The sequence below is a fragment of the Kibdelosporangium aridum genome, assembly GCF_900176515.1.
GTDB classification, from domain to species: domain Bacteria; phylum Actinomycetota; class Actinomycetes; order Mycobacteriales; family Pseudonocardiaceae; genus Kibdelosporangium; species Kibdelosporangium aridum.
Genome location: NZ_FWXV01000010.1, coordinates 223,244 through 242,120, shown reverse-complemented (window position 1 = coordinate 242,120; position 18,877 = coordinate 223,244). Strand labels below are relative to the sequence as shown.

At 65.8% G+C, this 18,877-nt stretch carries 20 protein-coding genes; 11 read left to right on the top strand and 9 right to left on the bottom strand.

Translation table 11 applies throughout. From position 1 onward, the window contains the following. The first annotated feature begins 13 nt into the window (after positions 1 to 13). The gene (locus B9C43_RS41830) at positions 14 to 616 is read left to right on the top strand and encodes a CGNR zinc finger domain-containing protein (RefSeq protein WP_084432964.1); all 603 of its coding nucleotides are present in this window, start codon (positions 14 to 16) and stop codon (positions 614 to 616) included. Between the two features lie 128 nt (positions 617 to 744). After that, a complete protein-coding gene (locus tag B9C43_RS41825; protein WP_084432963.1) occupies positions 745 to 3,060 on the top strand; it encodes a penicillin acylase family protein in 2,316 nt (771 codons plus the stop codon). A gap of 46 nt (positions 3,061 to 3,106) precedes the next feature. On the opposite strand, the gene B9C43_RS41820 is transcribed toward B9C43_RS41825, so the two are convergent. Both B9C43_RS41820 and B9C43_RS41815 read right to left on the bottom strand, forming a co-directional pair. Next, complete coding sequence (locus B9C43_RS41820; protein WP_033389088.1) at positions 3,107 to 3,646, bottom strand: AAA family ATPase; 540 nt, start codon at positions 3,644 to 3,646, stop codon at positions 3,107 to 3,109. 63 nt (positions 3,647 to 3,709) lie between these two features. Continuing rightward, complete coding sequence (locus tag B9C43_RS41815) at positions 3,710 to 5,263, bottom strand: methionine--tRNA ligase (RefSeq protein ID WP_084432962.1); 1,554 nt, start codon at positions 5,261 to 5,263, stop codon at positions 3,710 to 3,712. A gap of 428 nt (positions 5,264 to 5,691) precedes the next feature. On the opposite strand from B9C43_RS41815, the gene B9C43_RS41810 reads away from it, so the two are divergent. The 7 genes from B9C43_RS41810 (at position 5,692) to B9C43_RS41780 (ending at position 12,159) form a co-directional block, all read left to right on the top strand. Next, on the top strand, positions 5,692 to 6,921 hold the full coding sequence (locus B9C43_RS41810; RefSeq protein WP_235039157.1) for a branched-chain amino acid ABC transporter substrate-binding protein: 1,230 nt from the start codon (positions 5,692 to 5,694) through the stop codon (positions 6,919 to 6,921). A gap of 93 nt (positions 6,922 to 7,014) precedes the next feature. After that, entirely contained in the window at positions 7,015 to 7,593 is a 579-nt protein-coding gene (locus B9C43_RS41805) for a helix-turn-helix domain-containing protein (protein WP_033389094.1), read from the top strand. Positions 7,594 to 7,661: 68 nt separating this feature from the next. Beyond that, positions 7,662 to 8,810, top strand: coding sequence for an NAD(P)/FAD-dependent oxidoreductase (locus tag B9C43_RS41800; protein WP_084433128.1), 1,149 nt, complete (start codon positions 7,662 to 7,664; stop codon positions 8,808 to 8,810). Continuing rightward, entirely contained in the window at positions 8,801 to 9,004 is a 204-nt protein-coding gene (locus tag B9C43_RS41795; RefSeq protein WP_084432961.1) for a (2Fe-2S)-binding protein, read from the top strand. The genes B9C43_RS41800 and B9C43_RS41795 overlap by 10 nt, the downstream gene beginning before the upstream one ends. Beyond that, complete coding sequence (locus B9C43_RS41790) at positions 9,001 to 10,257, top strand: FAD-dependent oxidoreductase (protein WP_084432960.1); 1,257 nt, start codon at positions 9,001 to 9,003, stop codon at positions 10,255 to 10,257. The genes B9C43_RS41795 and B9C43_RS41790 overlap by 4 nt, the downstream gene beginning before the upstream one ends. Further along, positions 10,254 to 11,156, top strand: a complete 903-nt coding sequence (locus B9C43_RS41785) for a dihydrodipicolinate synthase family protein (RefSeq protein WP_084432959.1) — start codon at positions 10,254 to 10,256, stop codon at positions 11,154 to 11,156. The genes B9C43_RS41790 and B9C43_RS41785 overlap by 4 nt, the downstream gene beginning before the upstream one ends. 1 nt (position 11,157) lies before the next feature. Then, positions 11,158 to 12,159, top strand: coding sequence for a proline racemase family protein (locus B9C43_RS41780; RefSeq protein WP_084432958.1), 1,002 nt, complete (start codon positions 11,158 to 11,160; stop codon positions 12,157 to 12,159). 355 nt (positions 12,160 to 12,514) lie between these two features. Here the strand turns inward: B9C43_RS41780 and B9C43_RS41775 are convergent, their stop codons facing one another. The 5 genes from B9C43_RS41775 to B9C43_RS41755 are packed head-to-tail and all read right to left on the bottom strand — an operon-like array spanning position 12,515 to position 15,692. Continuing rightward, positions 12,515 to 13,171, bottom strand: a complete 657-nt coding sequence (locus B9C43_RS41775; RefSeq protein ID WP_084432957.1) for a histidine phosphatase family protein — start codon at positions 13,169 to 13,171, stop codon at positions 12,515 to 12,517. A gap of 1 nt (position 13,172) precedes the next feature. Next, positions 13,173 to 13,907, bottom strand: coding sequence for an energy-coupling factor ABC transporter ATP-binding protein (locus B9C43_RS41770; protein ID WP_084432956.1), 735 nt, complete (start codon positions 13,905 to 13,907; stop codon positions 13,173 to 13,175). Further along, positions 13,904 to 14,665 (bottom strand): cobalt ECF transporter T component CbiQ, encoded by a 762-nt coding sequence (cbiQ, locus tag B9C43_RS41765; protein WP_084432955.1) that lies wholly within the window; start codon positions 14,663 to 14,665, stop codon positions 13,904 to 13,906. The genes B9C43_RS41770 and cbiQ overlap by 4 nt, the downstream gene beginning before the upstream one ends. Continuing rightward, complete coding sequence (locus B9C43_RS41760; protein ID WP_084432954.1) at positions 14,665 to 15,000, bottom strand: PDGLE domain-containing protein; 336 nt, start codon at positions 14,998 to 15,000, stop codon at positions 14,665 to 14,667. The genes cbiQ and B9C43_RS41760 overlap by 1 nt, the downstream gene beginning before the upstream one ends. Continuing rightward, positions 14,997 to 15,692 (bottom strand): energy-coupling factor ABC transporter permease, encoded by a 696-nt coding sequence (locus tag B9C43_RS41755; protein WP_084432953.1) that lies wholly within the window; start codon positions 15,690 to 15,692, stop codon positions 14,997 to 14,999. Before B9C43_RS41755 ends, B9C43_RS41760 begins: the two co-directional genes overlap by 4 nt. A 187-nt stretch (positions 15,693 to 15,879) precedes the next feature. Between B9C43_RS41755 and B9C43_RS41750 the strand changes: the two genes are divergently transcribed. Beyond that, positions 15,880 to 17,283: a glycoside hydrolase family 28 protein gene (locus B9C43_RS41750; RefSeq protein ID WP_033389106.1), complete on the top strand. Its 1,404-nt coding sequence runs from the start codon at positions 15,880 to 15,882 to the stop codon at positions 17,281 to 17,283. A 152-nt stretch (positions 17,284 to 17,435) separates the two neighbouring features. Further along, a complete protein-coding gene (locus tag B9C43_RS41745) occupies positions 17,436 to 17,819 on the top strand; it encodes a histone-like nucleoid-structuring protein Lsr2 (protein WP_033389107.1) in 384 nt (127 codons plus the stop codon). Between the two features lie 72 nt (positions 17,820 to 17,891). Here B9C43_RS41745 and B9C43_RS41740 read toward each other — a convergent pair whose 3' ends face one another. Continuing rightward, positions 17,892 to 18,476, bottom strand: a complete 585-nt coding sequence (locus B9C43_RS41740) for a TetR/AcrR family transcriptional regulator (RefSeq protein ID WP_084432952.1) — start codon at positions 18,474 to 18,476, stop codon at positions 17,892 to 17,894. Continuing rightward, complete coding sequence (gene paaI, locus B9C43_RS41735) at positions 18,473 to 18,841, bottom strand: hydroxyphenylacetyl-CoA thioesterase PaaI (protein WP_033389117.1); 369 nt, start codon at positions 18,839 to 18,841, stop codon at positions 18,473 to 18,475. The genes B9C43_RS41740 and paaI overlap by 4 nt, the downstream gene beginning before the upstream one ends. Positions 18,842 to 18,877: the final 36 nt, after the last annotated feature.

Below are 18,877 nucleotides of genomic sequence, written 5' to 3'. Positions count from 1 at the left end.
CTATACTGGTTACATGGCGAGCCGCACAAGGGTGCTGACTGGACTCGACGGCCAGCGCTACCACTTCGACGCCGGCGTCTTCTGCCTGGAACTGCTGCTCACCGGCGGTCCCGGGCCGATCGGGGAGGCCTACGAGATCCTCTTCAAGCCTGACGACTTGGCCGAGTGGCTGCTTGACTCCCGGCTCAACGACACCGCGCCGGTCCGCCGCGAGGACCTCGACATCACGGAGTCCGACCTCGCCCACGTCACGCAGTTCCGCAACGCCCTGTGGCATGCGGCCGAGGCCATGGCGAAGGGCCAGGCTCCGGAAAAGAGCCACCTCGAAGTGATCAACGGCGCCGTGGGCGAACCGCCACGGCCGCAGATCGACGTGGCCACTCTGCAGCGCCACTGGGCGGCGCCGATCACCGGCAGGCAGATCGCGGCCATGGCCGCCCGCGAGGCCATCGACCTAGTCGGCTCGACGCGCCTGCGTCAGTGCGCGGGCGACAACTGCGCCTTGCTTTTCCTGGACACGTCCCGGCCAGGCAAGCGCCGCTGGTGCTCGATGGAAAGGTGCGGCAACCGCAACAAGGTCCGTGAGTTCCGGTCCCGCTCCGGGGCAACTTCGTGACCACGTTGGACTCGATGTTTCCCTGACGGCGCAACGGCATCACGGTGACCGCCGCGGAGCCAAGGCCGCTGGGCTCCTAGGGGTGTTCCCGGATGCCGCCAGTGTCGCGGTGCCGTACAAAGAGAATCGTGTCGTTACCGAGAAGAGTGGTCACGCTAGCCGCCGCCGTCGTGGTGGCCCTTCCGCTGACCACGACCGTGAGCTCTGCGGACCAACGAGATTTCTCCGCCGTTGTGCGCTACACCGAGAACGGGATTCCGCACATCAAGTCGAATACTTTCGCCGGGCTCGGCTATGGCTACGGCTATACCGCCGCGAAGGACAACATCTGCCAGATCGCCGACCTTTACGTCACGTTGAGTGCACAACGTTCCCGGTATTTCGGCCCGGACGCGCCTGGTAATTCGGCGCTCGGCAGTGCGGCCACAAGCCTGGCGAGTGACCTGTATTTCCAGCAGATCAACGACTCTGGCGCGGTGGAGGAGGCGCTGAAACAGAGCCAGCCGCTCGGGCCGCGTCAGGAAGTCCGGGAGGTTACCAAGGGTTACGTGGCCGGGTACAACCGGTTCGTGGCCGAGCGTCGCATCACCGACCCGGTTTGCCGGGACGCCGCGTGGGTCCGGCCGATCACGGACATCGACGTCTACCGCCACATGCACGCCATGGCCACCGTGAGCGGCCAGGCCCTGCTGATCGACCAGATCGCCTCGGCCAAGCCGCCGGCAGCGCCGACCGAAGTGCCCGCGATCCCGCAGGACGCCGCCCGCAAGGTCGCCGAAGCGCTCGAGGCCACAAAGGACATGGGCAGCAACGGGTTCGCGTTCGGCCGGGACGCTACGGCCAACGGCAAGGGCCTGCTGCTGGGCAACCCGCATTTCCCGTGGCAGGGCGGCCGCCGGTTCTGGCAGTCCCAGCTGACCGTGCCCGGTCGTCTCGACGTGTCCGGTGCGAGCCTGCTCGGCATGCCGTTCGTGCAGATCGGCTACAACAAAGACGTGGCGTGGACGCACACTGTGGCCACCCCGCGGCCGTTCGGCCTGTACCAGTTGCAACTCGTGCCGGGTTCTCCGACGACCTACCTGGTGGACGGCAAGCCGGAGCAGATGACCAGCCGCAAGGTGACTGTGCAGAGCCGCAATCCGGACGGCAGTCTGTCTACAGTGGAGCGTATGCTCTGGTCAACGCGATACGGACCGGTGATCGACTCCGCGTTCGGCCTGCCGCTGACGTGGACGAGCACGACGGCCTACGCCATGCGGGACGCGAACTGGGGCAACCTCCGTTCGGGCAACACGTGGTTCGAGATGGCCCAGGCCCGTGACACCCGGGGAATCGTCAAGGCGCTGTCGGACACATTGGGCTCGCCGTGGGTCAACACGATCGCCACGGACAGGTCGGGCAACGCGACCTATGCCGATATCCAAGTCGTACCGCACATCACCGACGAGATGGCGCAGCGTTGCAGCACCCCGCTTGGCTCAGCCGTGTTCCCGAGCACCGGTGTGGCCGTGCTCGACGGCGCGAAAACCAGCTGTGCCTGGGGAAATGACCCGGACGCGATCGTGCCGGGCCTGCTTGGCCCAGCCAGGCAGCCACAACTGAACCGCAACGACTACGTGGCCAACTCCAACGACAGCGCGTGGCTGACCAACCCCGCCGCACCGATCACCAGTTACCCACGGATCATCGGCGACGTCGGCACCGAACGCGGCCCCCGCACCCGGATGGCCATCGCGGAGCTGGACGGCAAGAAGTTCTCCAGGCAGTCCGTCCAGGACATGCTGTTCTCCGACCGCAGCCTGGTCGGCCAGCTCGCCGCCGACGACACCGCAAAGATGTGCGCTGACCTGCCGAATGTCGCGGACGCCTGCGAGGCGATCAGACATTTGGACAACACGTACTCCACTTGGAGTAAGGGCGCGTTGCTGTTCGAGCGGTTCTGGCTGAAGGTCCCGCCAGGCTCGTGGAAGGTCCCGTTCAACGCCGCGGACCCGGTCCGCACCCCGAACACGCTGAACACCGAAAGCCCGGCGGTGCGTAAAGCCTTCACCGACGCCGTGGCCGAACTGCGTGCCGCCAAGATCCCCATGGACGCGCCGCTTGGCGAGTACCAGTACGTCGTGCGCAACGGCGAACGGATCCCGGTGCATGGCGCGCCCAACCAGCTAGGTGTGCTCAACATGCAAGTCCCGGTCTGGGATCCGGCGAAGGGCAACACGGAGCTGGTCCACGGCTCCAGCTACATCCAGGCGGTCTCCTTCGACGGCGGCCGTTGTCCAGATGTAAGAACGCTTCTTACATATGCACAATCGACCGACCGGACCTCGCCTTTCTTCGCTGATCAGACCAAGTTGTACTCGCAGGGCAAGTGGGTGCGTGGCCGGTTCTGCGAGCACGAGATCCTGTCCTCGCCGCAGCTGAAGATCGTCTATCTGCGCGGATGAGCCGCTGAGTCATCGGCGGGGCTGGTCCGCCAGCCCCGCCAAACCCTCAGGCGACCTTCAACTGAAGCCCGGTGCTCGCGGTGCTCCGGTCGACGAGCTGCGCGGTGTGCCAGCCCTGCGGACACCGACCGGCCAACAGCCGGGACCGCACCTGCGGTGAGCGGCGCATATGCCTCGCGAACGACCATTTGAGCAGCACCCGCCCGCGCGCGACCTGACCGGCGAGAGCCTCAGCGGGCGAACAATCGATCCAAATGAAATGCCTCCGCCGCCGGGACAGCACGCCCATCAACGCGAACGCCGTCCGCGTACCCGCGCCCGTCGCCGGGTCGTGCACCAGCACCGGCCCGGACGCGAACAGCACGCTCGCCAGCAGCCGGGCGGTGTGCAGGACGTGCACGAGCGGCCGGTACCAGCCGTACGGGACCGAACGAGGCAACAGGCGCGCCAACAAAGCCCGGACATGGTCGGTGTCGAGCACCGAGATCGGCACATTGGCCTGGGTGTGCCGCAGCAGCGTGCTCTTGCCTGATCCCGGCAAGCCCGCCACGACCACCAGTGCCCGGCTCTCGACCGTAAAGTCCATATCCGGACAACGTCGGACCGCGCGTGTCAGTTCTCCCGGTTCACCGGAATCAGGGTTTTCGCCCTATTCGGCGGCCGGCGCCTCGATCCGCGGGAACAGCGCCGGGGACTTGGTGACCTGCACGCCTGCCAGCCCGTCGAGCCAGTTCTGGGCCCCTGGGACCTTGTCCGGCTCGGCGCCCAGCGTGCGCACGATCGTCTCGGCGGCCTCCGGCAGGAACGGCAGCAGCAACCGGCCCAGCTGGCGTACGGCGCCGGCCAGGTAGTGCAGCGTGGTGTCCAGCACGGCGGCCTGCGCCGGGTCCTTGGCCAAGTGCCACGGGGCGCGCTCGTCGACGTACGCGTTGGTCCGGCGGACCAGGTCCCAAATTCGCGCCAGGGCCTCGCGGTGGTCGTACCCGGCCATCGCGGCGACGGACTCCTGCTCGCTGGCGGCCAGCTGTTCGGCCAGGGAACGCTCCGGGTCGCCGATCTCGGCCGGCTCAGGAATCACGCCATCCCGATACCGGACGGTCATGCTGGTCGCCCGCGACAGCAGGTTGCCAAGGCCGTTGGCCAGGTCGGCGTTGTACCGCGCGATCAGGCGTTCTTCGCTGAAGTCGCCGTCGATGAAGGGCGAGAATTCCGCGAGCAGGAAATACCGCACCGCGTTCGAGCTGAATCGCTCGATCAGGTCGGCCGGGTCGACCACGTTGCCGGTGGTCTTGCTCAGCTTCTGGCCGGACGCGGTGATGTAGCCGTGCACGACGATCTCGGTCGGTATCGGCAAGCCCGCGGACATCAGCATCGCGGGCCAGTACACGGCGTGGAACCGGGTGATGCCCTTGCCCACGTCGTGCACCCGCTTGGCCGCGTCGACCCAGTACTTCTTGTACTCCTCGCCGTCGCGGGTCCAGCCCAGCGCGTTGGTGTAGTTGGTCAGCGCGTCGATCCAGACGTACATGACCTGGTTCTCGTCGCCCGGCACCGGGATGCCCCAGCCGCGCGCGCGGCCAGTGGACCGGGAGATCGAGATGTCCTCCAGCCCGGACCGCACGAAGCTGACGACCTCGTTGAGGCGCGATTCCGGGAACACCTTCAGCTCGCCGGACTCCAGCACGGCCAGCAGCTTGTCCTGGTAGTTCGACAGCCGGAAGAAGTAGTTCCGCTCGGTGATCAGGTCAGGCACGGTCAGGTGCTCGGGGCATTTGCCGTCGACCAGCTCAGCGGGTGTGTAGAACTGCTCGCAGCCCACGCAGTACAGGCCCTCGTAGTCCTTGGCGTAGATGTCGCCGCTGGCGTCCATCCGGCGCCAGATCTCGACCGCGCCGTCGATGTGATCCTGGTCGACGCTGGTGCGGATGAACCGGGACAGCTTGGTCTGCAGGTCGGCGGCCATCCGCTCGAAGAAGACGACGTTGCGGTCGACCAGTTCGCGGGCGGTGACGCCCTCCTTCTCCGCGGCCAGCACGTTCTTGAGGCTGTTCTCGTCCGAGCCGCTGAGGAAGTAGACGTCCATACCCTGGCTGGCCATGTGGCGCGCGTACGCGTCCGTCTGGCTGTACTCGAAGGCGTGCCCAAGGTGCGGCTGCGCGTTCACGTACGGGATGCTCGTCGAGATGAAGGCGGCCTCAGCCATGATCTTCCTAACCCCTTGAGTGCCGGACACCCAAGCTTATCCAGCAGCGATCGGGTGGCATCGGCCGGGCGAGCGGGGTGAACGGGCGTACGGCCGCCGGTCCCGCGGGGCGGGGACTTCCGATCGGCTCCGCGTCCATTCGGGCGTGGACGGCTCGTTCTGGAAAGTCGTTCAATGAACGCGTTCCTGGATTCCTGTCCGCACACTGGGGAAATGCGGTCTAGACAATCGGGCGCAGCTGTGTACCAGATGGCATGAGTTGGCCGAATCCGAAATTGACCTGCATTCGTTTGGCAACGTCTGCCACTACGTTGGCCGCGATCGCCACAAGGCAGTGATTGATCGAAATTTCAAACCCGAATATCACATACCGGGTCGCGCCGGTCGTTGCCGACAGGCAGGCGATCGGCGCCAGGGAGGGACATCAAGTGCACAACCCGACAGTGAAAGCCGGTGCGTTGATCGCCGGCTTGGTACTGCTGGCCGCTTGCGGCACCAACAAAACCGAGGCCGGTGCGCCCGGCCAGGCCAACGGATGCGACACCAGCAAAGGTGCGCTGGTCGTCGGCCTGATCGCGCCGTTGAGCGGCGGTCAGTCGTCGATCGGCCTCGGCATCAGGAACTCGGCTCAGCTGGCCGTTGACCAAGCCAACGAGAAATGCACCGTGAAGGGCTATCGGCTCGTTCTGCAGCCGGAAGACGACACGGCCACTCCGCAGATCGGTATCCAGGCGGCGTCCAAACTGGCCGCGACGGACAGCGTCGTCGGCGTGATCGGCACCTACAATTCCTCAGTGGCGCAGAGCGTGCAGCCTGTTCTCGCTGGCAAGAACATCGTGCAGATCTCACCGGGAAACACCAACCCGTCGCTGACCATCGGTCCCGACTCGGCCAAACCCAAGCGCCAGTTCAACAACTACTTCCGGACTGTCACGACCGACGCCTACCAGGGTCCGTATGCGGCGGAATACCTGGTCGGCAAGGTCGGCAAGAAGGCCATCGCGATCGTCACCGACGGCAAGACCTACGGCGAAGGCCTCGCGACCGAGTTCACCAAGCAGGCGCGCGAACTTGGCGCCCGGATCGTCGCACGGGAGACCGTCAGCGAGAAGGACACCGATTTCAACGGTGTGCTGGCCAAGGTCAAGGCGGCCAAGCCGGACGCGATCTACGTCGGCAGCGAATACCCGGTTGCCGCACCGCTGAGCAAGCAGGCAAGCGAAGCGGGGCTGAACGTGTCCGTTATGGGCGGTGACGGCATCTACGACCAGAAGTTCATCGAGCTCGGTGGCCGCAAGGGCGACCTGGCGACATCGGTCGGCGCGCCGACCGAGACCCAGCCGTCCGCGAAGGAATTCGTCGCCGCGTACAACCAGAAGAATTATGCGGACGGATACGGCGGATTCGGGGCTTTCTCGTACGACGCGGCCAACGCGATCATTGCCAGCCTGGCGAACACCCTCGGGCCGAACGGCACCTGGAGCGAGTCGCAGCGCGCAGCGTTGCGTGACCAGGTGCAAAGTTACAAGGGCAGTGGTGCGACCGGCGACGTCGCCTTCGACCAATACGGCGACAGCACCAACAAGGTTCTGTCGGTGTACGGAGTGGACAACGGCAAGTGGAACGTGATCCAGTCCGGCACGTTTACCGGCAGCTGACCGGCGGTTCGTGAGGGTTCGCGGTATGTGCCGGGGCTGCCCCGTCCACCCACGGTTGGGTAGCCTCGGCCTCCGCGAGCGCGAGGAGGCCGGGTGGTCAGGGAACAGGCTGGTCAGGTACTGGCCGCGAACCTCAGGGCACTGCGCGGGCAAGCCGGTCTGTCGCTGTCGGAGCTGGCCAGGCGCTCCGGGATAGCCAAGGGGACGCTCTCGCAGCTCGAGTCGGGGACCGGGAACCCGACGATCGAGACTGTGTTCAGTTTGTCGAACGCCTTCAACGTCCCGGTGTCGAGCCTGCTGACCGAACAGACCGATCCCGGCGTCGTGCTGGTCCGTTCGACGAGCCTGGACGTGCTCAGCAGCAACGCGGTCGACCTGCGCCTGCTGCGCCGGATGGACCTGACCGACACGGTGGTCGAGATTTACGACCAGCGCGTCCGGCCGGGCGCGATCCAGCACTCCGACGGCCATCCCGGCCTCGAACACGTCACCGTCATGGCAGGTCAACTGCACTTTGGCCCACCGGACGAGCCATACCTCCTCGGCCCGGGTGATTACATCTGCTTCCCGGCTCATCGGCCGCACATCTACGAGGCCGTCGACGGTCCGGTGATGTCGGTCCTGCTGCTGCAATACCCGGCTGGAGCGGTGGCTTCACCCGTTCACCCCTAATGGCCCATTGGATGCGCCAGCATCTCCGGCTACCCTGCTGTCGTTCACTTTAATGAACGGTGGTGGTCATGCAGCCGGACGTCGTGGTCGTCGGAGCGGGCATCATCGGCGCTGCGTGCGCCGAGGCGCTCAGCGCGGCCGGAGTCCGGGTCACCGTGATCGATCGAGGCACACCGGCAGGCGGAACGACCGCGGCAGGCGAGGGCAACGTCCTGCTCTCCGACAAGCCACCAGGCCCCGAACTCGCACTGGCGCAGGCCTCGGTCGCGAGGTGGCCGAAATTGCTGGCCACCCTGCGTGACCTGCTCGGATCCGAGCAGGCGGAGGTGGAATGGGACGCCAAGGGCGGCCTGGTGGTTGCCCTGGAGCACGCCGAAGCCCTGGCCGAGTTCGCCGACCACCAACGCAGCGCCGGTGTCCGCGCGGACCTGATCACGGCATCGGACGCGCTGGAGCTCGAGCCGAACCTCACGCCTGACGTCACCGCCGCCGTGCATTACCCGGACGATGCCCAGCTGCAGCCCGTGCTGGCCGCGACGACGCTGCTGGCCGCTGTGAAGCGCCGCGGCGGTGAGGTGCGCGGTGACGTGGCGGCGCTCGGCATCCGACCGGGCGGCCTCCGCACATCCGAGGGTTTCCTGAACTGCGGCGCGGTGATCAACGCCTGCGGACCGTGGGCCGGTCAGTTCAGTGAACGCGTGGGCGCGCCGATCAACATCCAGCCGCGCAGGGGAGTGGTCCTCGTAACGAGCCACACACCGTTCACCGTGCGGCACAAGGTTTACGACGCGGACTACGTCGGCGCGGTCGAGAGCGGCGCGGCTGACCTGCAAACGTCCACAGTGGTCGAGTCGACCCGGGCGGGCACGATCCTGATCGGCTCCAGCCGGGAACGCGTCGGCTTCGACGACACCATGCGCGTGCCCGTACTCCGAGAACTGGCGCGCAAGGCCGTCCGGCTGTTTCCCGGGTTGGCCCGAGTACCCGTCATGCGGGCGTACGGTGGTTTCCGCCCATACGCACCCGACCACTTGCCGGTCATCGGCCCCGACCCGCGTGTCCCCGGACTGTGGCACGCGACCGGGCATGAGGGCGCCGGAATCGGCCTGGCCGCCGGAACGGGCCAGTTGATCGCGGACCTGTTCCTGGGACGGCCACCCGTGGTCGACCCGCTGCCGTTCCGAGTGGACCGCCCGGAGGTGACGCCATGCACGTGACCGTCGACGGCCAGAAAGTGCCCGCGCAGCCCGGCGAGACCATCGCCGCGGTCCTGCACAAAGTGGGCCGTGCCAGGGTTTTCTGTGGGATCGGTGTGTGCTTCGACTGTGTAGTCACGCTTAACGAAATTCCGGATGTTCGTGCCTGCCAGCGAATAGCGGTCGACGGTGACGACGTGCGGACTCGATCATGAACGTGGTCGTCGTGGGAGCCGGACCCGCAGGTATCAGCGCTGCCAGAGCGGCATCGGTCCGTGGCGCGCGAGTGACCTTGGTCGACGCCGGCCAGTCAGTGGGTGGCCAGTTCTTCCGGCAACCCTTCGACCAACCGCGCACGCTGCCCGGAGTCGAGCACCTGCCGTCCACAGTGGTCTGGGCGATTGAAGGACGCCGCGTGCACCTGCTCACTGGCCCAGCAGATGGGCCAGACAGGCGTGCCCGCGCGATCGACGCCGACGTACTCATTCTCGCGACCGGCGCGTACGACCGGGTCGTTCCGTTTCCTGGCTGGGACATGCGAGGCGTCTACACCGCGGGCGCGGCACAGATCCTGGCCAAAGAACAGCGCATCCCGATCGGCAAACGTGTGCTCGTGGCCGGGACCGGGCCGTTTCTGCTCGCCGTCACGAAGTCGCTGATCGACGTGGGAGCTTCGGTGGTCGGCGTCCTGGAGGCGAACTCCCCGGCGCGCTGGCTACGCACGCCGCTCGCCGGTCGGCACAAATTCGGCGAGGCCGCCCAGTACGTGGCTCTACTCGCGCGCCACCGGATTCCGTACCGGACCCAGACAACCGTGGTTGCGGCGCACGGGGACTCCCAGATCCGATCGGCGACTGTCGCCAGACTCGGCGAGCACTGGAATGTCGTGAGCACGAAGGAAATTGAGGTCGACGCGGTGTGCATCGGCTACGGATTCACGCCACAGCTGGAGCTCGCAGTCGCGGCGGGATGCGAACTGGTGGACGGATTCGTCCATGTCGACATCACGCAAGCGACCTCAGTTCCGGGCGTCTTCGCGGCCGGGGAGATCACCGGCATCGGTGGTGCGGACCTCGCCGCGGCGGAGGGAACCATCGCCGGGATCGCCGCTGTGGGTGGCGACATCCCCCGTGAGACATTGCGAAAAGTACGTCAGGGCCGCAGATTCGCGGCAGCTATGACGCAGGCGTACCCGGTCCAGCCAGAGTGGCGCGATTGGTTGGCCACCGACACCGTCGTCTGCCGCTGCGAACGCGTCACGTACGGCGCGCTGTGCGACGCCGTCCGGACCAGGGCGGCAACTGGGGCGCGCACCGTGAAGCTGGTCAGCCGAGTGGGCCTTGGCCGCTGCCAAGGCCGCACCTGCTTGCGCAACGCGGCCGACCTGACCGGAGTGGCTTTCAACGACCGACGCCCGATCGCGGCACCGCTGCGGTTGGGAGAACTCGCAGCCGAGGAGGAAGAGTGACACAGGAGAAGCTCGACGGCGTCATCGTCGCTACCGCGTTGCCGTACGCCGAGGACCCGGCCGCGCCGGCCGGGCTCCGAGTCGACCTGGACCGCTACGCCGACCACTGCCGTTGGTTGATCGAGAACGGATGCCGGGGCGTCGGCCCGAACGGGTCACTCGGCGAATACTCCTCCCTCACCGACGACGAACGCCGCGCCGTGGCGCGGACCGCGATCGAAACGGTGAGGGACAGGGGAATTGTGGTGGTCGGCGTGCACGGCGTCGGCTCACACCAGGCTCGGCACTGGGCCGAGGTCGCGGCCGAGGACGGCGCGGATGGCGTGCTGTGCCTGCCACCCACCCTGTACCGGGCGAACGCCGGCGAGGTGATCAAGCACTTCGAACAGGTCGCGGCCGTGGGCCTGCCTGTCATGGTCTACAACAACCCCTTCGACACCAAGGTCGACCTGACACCCGCGCTGCTCGCGGAGATCGCCCAGATCGACAACGTGGTCGCGATCAAGGAATTCTCCGGTGACGTCCGTCGAGTGACCGAGATCCGCGACCTCGCGCCGAACCTGACCGTGGTCGCCGGAGCTGACGACGTCCTGGTCGAGTCGGTGCTGATGGGCGCGACCGGCTGGTTCGCCGGATTCCCGAACGTCTTCCCGGCCGAATCCGTGCGCCTGTTCTCCCTTGCCCTGGAAGGAAAGGTCGCCGACGCTCGCGCCATGTACGAAGCCATGGTCGGCGCGTTCCGGTGGGACTCGCGAACCGAGTTCGTACAGGCGATCAAGTACGGCATGGACTACGTCGGCCGGTATGGCGGACCATGCCGGCCACCTCGTGGCCCGCTGTCGAGCGACCAGCTTGCCGCACTGGAAGCCGACATGCGGCGAGCGGTCGGGGTGGCGTGAAATGCGGGCCACCCGTTACTTCACCGCGGTCGACTCGCACACCGAGGGCATGCCGACGCGTGTGATCACCGGCGGAGTGGGCGTGATCCCAGGCGACACCATGGCCGAGAAACGCGCCTACTTCGTCGAACACCTTGATCACATTCGCCAATTCCTGGTCAACGAGCCGCGTGGGCACGCCGCCATGAGTGGCGCGATTTTGCAGCCACCCACCAGACCCGACGCCGACACCGGAGTGCTCTACATCGAGGTCTCCGGCTGCCTGCCGATGTGCGGGCACGGCACAATCGGTGTGGCCACCGTGCTGGTGGAAACCGGCATGGTCGAAGTCGTCGAACCTGTCACCACTATCCGACTGGACACGCCCGCGGGCCTGGTCGTCGCGGAAGTCCATGTCCGCGACGGCCACGCCGAGTCGGTCACCATCGAGAACGTGCCATCGTTCTCGCTGGAACTCGACGCGGTCGTGACTGTGCCGGGGATCGGCGAGGTCCGTTACGACATGGCATACGGCGGGAACTTCTACGCCATCTTGCCCATCAAGGACCTGGGAATCCCCTTTGACAAGTCCGAAAAGGACAGAATGCTCACGGCAGGCCTGCAGATCATGGCGGCCATCAACGCCGAGCGCCGACCAGTGCATCCCGGCGACCCGCGCTTCGCTGGATGCAAACACGTACAACTGGTGGCTCCCGGGACTGGCGGCAGCCATTCCCGCAACGCCATGGTCATCCACCCTGGATGGTTCGACCGATCCCCGTGCGGCACAGGCACTTCCGCACGGATGGCGCAACTGCATGCCCGCGGCGAACTCGCCATCGGGCAGGACTTCGTGAACGAGTCCCTGCTCGGAACCACGTTCATCGGACGGCTCAGCAAGCAGACCACTGTCGCTTCCCTCGACGCGGTCGTCCCGACTGTCACCGGTCGCGCCTGGATCACCGGCATGGCTCAATACCTGTTGGACCCCACCGATCCTTTCCCCAATGGCTTCACACTATGAACGGACAGAAGGAAAGCAATGCCACTGCCGATCGTAGTGAGACCCACCGGCCAGGCAAGTGCGCGAAGATCCACATCGCCGAGTTGTCCACAGGAGCCGAGTTGTCCACATCGCCCACGACACAATCCCTGTTGATCACACCCCACCGATAGACTGGCCGCAGGGGAGCCCCCGGGAGTGGTGGGGGATGTTCTTTGTGCGGTAAGGGGAATCGGTTCGGCGAGGTGAGGCAAGCTGGTCCTGGTCCTGGTCGGAACTGGTTGTCGGCGGCTTCTTGTGTGAACTCCTGGCGCAACCGCAGCGCCACGTCGGCTCCTGGTTCTGGTCTGCGGCGCGGCCAACGCTGGCTCGCAGATCAGTACCCGCCGCTCTGCAGTGTCGCGGGAAGATGAGCCGTGGTCGCGCTTAAGAACTGGTAGCCCTGCTCGCGATGCAGAACCAACGGCAGGATTGAGCAGTTGGGGATGAGGGTCGCCATGCGGAAGGTGTGAAACCGCCGCATGCTGTCAGAGTCGGGAACGGTGTCACCGGTCAGAATCGCCCACAGCACAACGCGCATGAACATGCCGTGGGTGAAAGCGGCCACGCGCTCAACCCCCGATTCCGCCAAACGCGCCAGGAACCGGCGAGCCCGAGCATGTACGTCCACAAAGGACTCGGAATTCTCGTCATCCCGGTAGCACGGGTCAGCGGCTGCCCAGTACGCGGCGACCGCCGAAGCCCGTTGCGCCGCAGTGGTCGGTTTACCGTGAAATCGGCCGAGATAGTCGAATTCCTCGATCGGCCACTCCTCGACACGTGCCTGCGGGAACCGGTCGATGGTCGGCTGGGCCGTCTGCTGGGCACGAAGGTAGGGCGAACAAACCACCAGGTCCGGAGCATGGCTGAAAACCGAGGCCACCACCGCGGCCTGGCGCGTGCCCAGTGACGTCAGTGGATTCGTGGCCGACCCAGTGGTGTGGCTGCCCGCGTTCGCGAGACTTTCCCCATGCCGGATCAGCCACACCGTCATGTCAGGCGGGGATCTGGAACCCGTACGGAAGCTCCAGCCGGTGCTGCGCAAGCAGATCCGTGTCCGCCAGGATCTTCTCGGTCGGCCCGTCGGCCACGATGACGCCGCCGTCGATCAGAATGCTGCGCGGGCACAATTGCAACGCGTACGGCAAATCGTGCGTGACCATCAACATCGTGCGGTCCAAGGAAAGCAGTACTTCGGCCAGTTCGCGCCGGGCGATCGGTTCCAGGTTCGCCGATGGTTCGTCCAGCACCATGATCTCCGGATCACACGCCAGCACGGTCGCCACCGCGACCCGCCGCCGCTGCCCGAACGACAAGTGCAGCGGGGACTTGTCCGTCAAATGCGCCATGCCGACCGCGTTCAACGCCGATGCCACGGCCGACTCCAGCGCAGCGCCGGTCACGCCGAAGTTCGCGGGCCCGAATGCGACGTCCTCGCCGACGGTCGGCATGAACAACTGGTCGTCCGGGTCCTGGAAGACCACGCCCACCCGGCGCCGGATCTCCTTCAGATTCGCCTTCGAGACCGGCAGCCCGGCCACCGAGATGCTGCCGGCGCCCGCCTGCAACACCCCGTTGAGGTGCATCACCAAGGTCGTTTTCCCGGCGCCGTTCGGCCCGAGCACCGCGACCCGTTCGCCCGGGTCGACCCGCAGGTCCACACCGAACAACGCCTGCGTGCCGTCGGGATACGCGTACGCCAGGCCTTCGACCTGCAGCGCTGGAGTCATGTCCACAATGCCACCGTAAGGGTCGCGGCGGATACGGCCGCGGGCACCAGTCCGGCTGCCCAGAGTCGTGCGCCAGGGCGTTGCCGGGCGGATTCGGGCAGGACGCCCGACCACCCGCGGGACAGCATCGCGATGTGCACACGCTCACCGCGTTCATACGATCTGATGAACAGTGTTCCGATTCCCCGTGCGGTCGCACCGATCTGCCAGAGGAATCGTGGATCGTGTCCACGGCTGATGCGCGCGATCCGCATCCGCCGCGCTTCTTCGACGATCACCTCGACGTAACGGATCATCAGCGTGGCGATCGTGATGAACAGGCTGGGCACGCGTAGCCGTTGCAGACCGGCGATCAGGTCGCGGTGGCTCGTCGTGGCGGCCAGGGTCAGCGACACCAGTACGCCGAGCGTGCCCTTGATCAGGATGTTCCACCCGGCCAGCGCTCCCGCTACGGACACCGACAGGCCGAGGAACTGCGTCCGCTCCCCGCCGCCGACGAACGGCAGCAGAAAAGCCAGTACCACGAACGGAATCTCGATCATGGCGCGCGCGGCGAACCACCTCAGCGGCACTCCCGCGATCGCCCACACCACCAGCAGCACCAGGAAATACCCGGCGAACGCCCAATATTCCGTGCGGGGCGTGGCCACCACGCACAGCACCATCGCCAGCGCCGAGATGATCTTCACCTCGGGTGCGAGTTGATGCACCGGCGAGTCACCCGCGCGGTACAACAGGTGGCTGTGCCCGGCTCCCATCAGCTGTCCTTCGGGGAACGCTTGCGTAGCACCCAGAACAGCCCGCCCGCGACCGCCAGGGTCGCGATCACGCCGATCACGCCGGCCAGGCCGGTAGTCCCTTCGGCGCCGCCCACCGCGTAGTCGGCCAGTGGGCTGTCCTTGAGCGAGTGGTCGGTGGCGCCCTGCGCGATGCAGGTCCCGGTCAGTTGCTCGTTCTCGCCGACTGTGCAGCCTTGCAGGGTGGCGTGATCAAGACCGTCCGGATTGGAATCGGCGAAATACGACACGCCGCCGGCCAGGATCAGGGCTATCAGGGCGAAACCGATGAAGAACAGGCTACGACGGCGAGTCACGACGCCTCCTTGATCACGAGCGGACGCGAGGTGCCGCGCAGCAGATACACCAGGTCCGGGCGTACCGCGGCGACAGCGCCGACGGTCAGCGCGGTGATGATGCCCTCGCCGATCCCAATGAGACAGTGCACGCCGATCACCGTTGCGGCTACGCCGCCCAGTGCGAACGCCGAGTCACCGCCGATCGCGAACTCCAGCACGAAGCCGAGCGACGCGATGACCGTGTTACAGAAAGCGGCGAAGAACGCGACCGCCACCAACCCGAACTTGTTGCGAGTGGCCAGTTTCCGCAGCGCCACGGCCACCAGGTAACCCGCGGCGGTACCGATCAGCGCCATGTTCGTGACGTTCGCCCCCAAAGCGGTCAAACCGCCGTCGGCGAACAACAATGCTTGCAGCGTAAGCACAATCGTCACGCACAGCGCACCGGCGAACGGCCCCACGAGGATGGCGGCGAGCGCGCCGCCGAGCAGGTGTCCGCTCACACCGGGCAAAACGGGGAAGTTCAGCATCTGTACGGCGAAGATGAACGCTGCGACCAGTCCGGCCATCGGTGCGGTGCGGTCGTCGAGGTCCCGCCGTGCGCCGATTGTCGCTATCACCAGCCCGATCACCGCCACCGCGCCAAAAAGGATCGACGTCGGAGCGTTGAGCAGGCCGTCGCTCATGTGCATCGCCACCGAGGTGGACATGGTGGCCTCCTTATCAGGCGTCGACTCACCCTAATCGCCACCCTCGTGTTGTCACTAGAGGTTGGCTATAGCCGCTGAGTATCACTTCGGCGCCGGCCTCGCTCCGGCTTGGCCGAGGCTGGACCGACCGTGGTGAAAACGTTTACAGTCAGAGGCACCCCATCCGCCGCTGGGTTCCTTCGACCACGTGGAGGCACGGATGGATCGCCGTCAGTTGTTCCGGACCAGCGCAATGGCCGCCGCGACCGTGATGGCCCCTATTTCTCCGGCATTACTCCGTACGGCCCATGCCCAGCCGATCATGCTCACTGCCGCGATACCGACACTGCCGTGGCCCGAGGCCAACGAGATCGTCGCGGCCACCAAGCTCCCCATTTTTCCGAGTGTGAATTTTCTCGCCACGGATCCGAAGTACGGGGCGAAAGGGGACAACTCGACCGACAACACCGCGGCGTTCCGGAAGGCCATCGACGCGGCCAGTGCGGCGGGTGGCGGGCACGTGATCGTGCCCAAGGGCAACTATGTCACCGGGGCGATTCATCTGAAGAGCAATGTGGACTTCCACCTGCAATCCGGCGCCGTGCTGAAGTTCAGCTCGGACGCCTCGAAATTCCCCACGGTGCTCACCCGGTATGAGGGCATCGAGTGCATGAACCGCTCGCCGATGGTCTATGCGCACGGCCAGCGGAACATCGCGCTGACCGGAAGCGGCACCCTGGACGCGAACGCCACGTCGTCGTGGAACAAGGGCTCGGACCGGGCCTGGCTGGAATCCCGGATCGCGGCGGGCGTGACCGATCCGGCCAAGCGGGTCTTTCCCGGATCCGGGCACACCGCCCGCTCCACCTTCATCGAGCCGTACAACTGCGACACGGTCCTTATCCAGGGCGTCACTGTTAAAAACCCCAAGTTTTGGCAAATTCACCCAACCCTGTGCAAGAACGTGACTGTCGACGGGGTGACCACCGACCCCAGCACGGCGGCGAACAACACCGACGGGGTCGATCCCGAGTGCTGTGACCACGTCGTCATCGCCAACTGCACACTCGGGGCGCACGACGACAACATCGCCATCAAGTCCGGCCGGGACGCCGATGGGCGCCGGGTCAACATCCCATGTCAGAACGTCGTCGTGGTCAACTGCACGATGAACGGCAACTGGGGTGCGATCACCTGTGGCAGCGAGCAGACCGGTGGTATCCGGAACGTCTACGCCTACAAGTTGAATGTCATTGGCGCGACGAAGTATGCGCTCTACGTCAAGTCCAACACGAAACGTGGCGGTTTCTCGCAGAACATCAACCTTGACTCGGTGACGGGCACGTTCCAGCGTTCCTTCGTGTTCGTCACGTCGACCTACAACAACCAGACCGGTAACTTCCCGCCCGCGTTCGGGCCGTTTACCGTCACCAACTCCTCGTGCACGAAGGCCGCGCGCGTGTTCGACGTCAGCGGCCTGCCGAACGCTCACGTCAAGGGACTCGTCGCGGCCGACTGTAAGTTCACCGGCGTGGCCAACACGGGCAACATCCTCAACAACGTGGACGGCCGCAAGTTCACAAACGTGACGGTCAACGGAAAACCTATCTGATGCATGTCCGTGTGATCCGCCACGCCGGAACGCCGGTAGTTGCGAAGTGCGGGTAGTGACAAACTATAGTCTCTCGTAACTCCTGCACCGGGTAGATTCGATCGGCAGGAGTTACCCATTGTCACCACTGTCGCAAATCGAGGTAACCTTTAATGGCTCAGAGGGTCACCGTCCAGTTGGTTGATGACCTCGACGGCACCGCCGCCGACGACATCAGCACCGTGAGCTTCGCACTCGACGGCGTGAGCTACGAGATCGACCTGACCGAGGCCAACGCGGAAAAGTTGCGTGCCGGCCTTGAGGAGTTCGTGAACTCGGCGCGCCGCACCGGTGGCCGTGTCAAGCGCGGCACGTCGCCGACGAAGCGGGCCGGTTCGCCGGCGAGCCGGGAACAGACCAAGGCCATTCGGGACTGGGCTCGGCAGAACGGCTTCGAGCTTTCCGACCGCGGCCGTATTCCGGCCAACGTCATCGACGCCTTCGAGGCCGCGCACACCGGCAAGAAGAAGAAGGCTGAGCCGGCATTCTCGTCGTGACGCCGGCGCTGGAAGTGGCCGCGGGGAGAGCCACTTCCAGTCACGCCTCGAATGGATTGTTGTCTGTTTTTGTCATCGGGTTCGAAGGCCGTCGAACGCGATCGCGCAGACGGCGTCCGCCAGCTCGGCGCTGCCGAGCCCTCCTCGCGGGCGATACCACTCGATGAGTGAGTTGACGGTGCCGAACAGCAGCCGGGCCGTCACCGACGGATCGATGTCCGGCCGCACGTCGCCTTCGGCCTCGGCCTGTTTCACCAACTCGGTGACCAGCTGATCGAATTCCCGTCGCCGGGCCAGCGCGGCGCGCTCCACTTTGGTGTTTCCACGCACGCGCAGCAGCAGCGTGACGAACGGCAGCCGCTCGACGAGCACGTTGATGCTGCCGCGGACCAGGAATTCCAGCCGGTCGATCGACGGGCCCTCGATCGTCATCGCCTCGTCGGCCACGGCGAACAGGCCGTTCAGCGCCCGGTCGACCGCCAGCCGAAGCAGTTCGTCCTTGCTGGCGACGTGGTAGTAGATCGCCGATTTGGTGATTCCGAGCTTGCGGGACAGCTCTTCCATGCTGGTGGCTTCGTACCCGCGCTCGTTGAACAGTTTGACCGCGACCGCGAGCAGCGATTCCAGGTCATATCCGGGGCGTCCGCGGCGGGTCATCGGTTGATCACCCTGCTGCGGCCGCGGAACTCCGCGATCACTTCGCCGTCCCGGTCCACTGTCACGTCATAAATTCCACTACGCCCGTAGCGCGTCTTTTCCACGGCGTGCGCTATGAGAACATCTCCGGCCCGGGCCGATGTGACGAAAGTGATATCGGCACCCGCGGCCACGGTGACCGGTCCGCGGCTGTTGCACGCGAGCGCGAAAGTCGTGTCCGCGAGCAGGAAAACGTATCCGCCGTGCGCGATGTCGTGCCCGTTCACCATGTCTTTTGTGACGCGCATCCTGGTGACCGCGCGGCCGTCGGCTGCTTCGATCAGCTCGATGCCCAGCGCACGCGACGCGGTATCCGCTTCGAACATGTCGTGCGCCGCATTGTGTGACACCGGATTCACCAC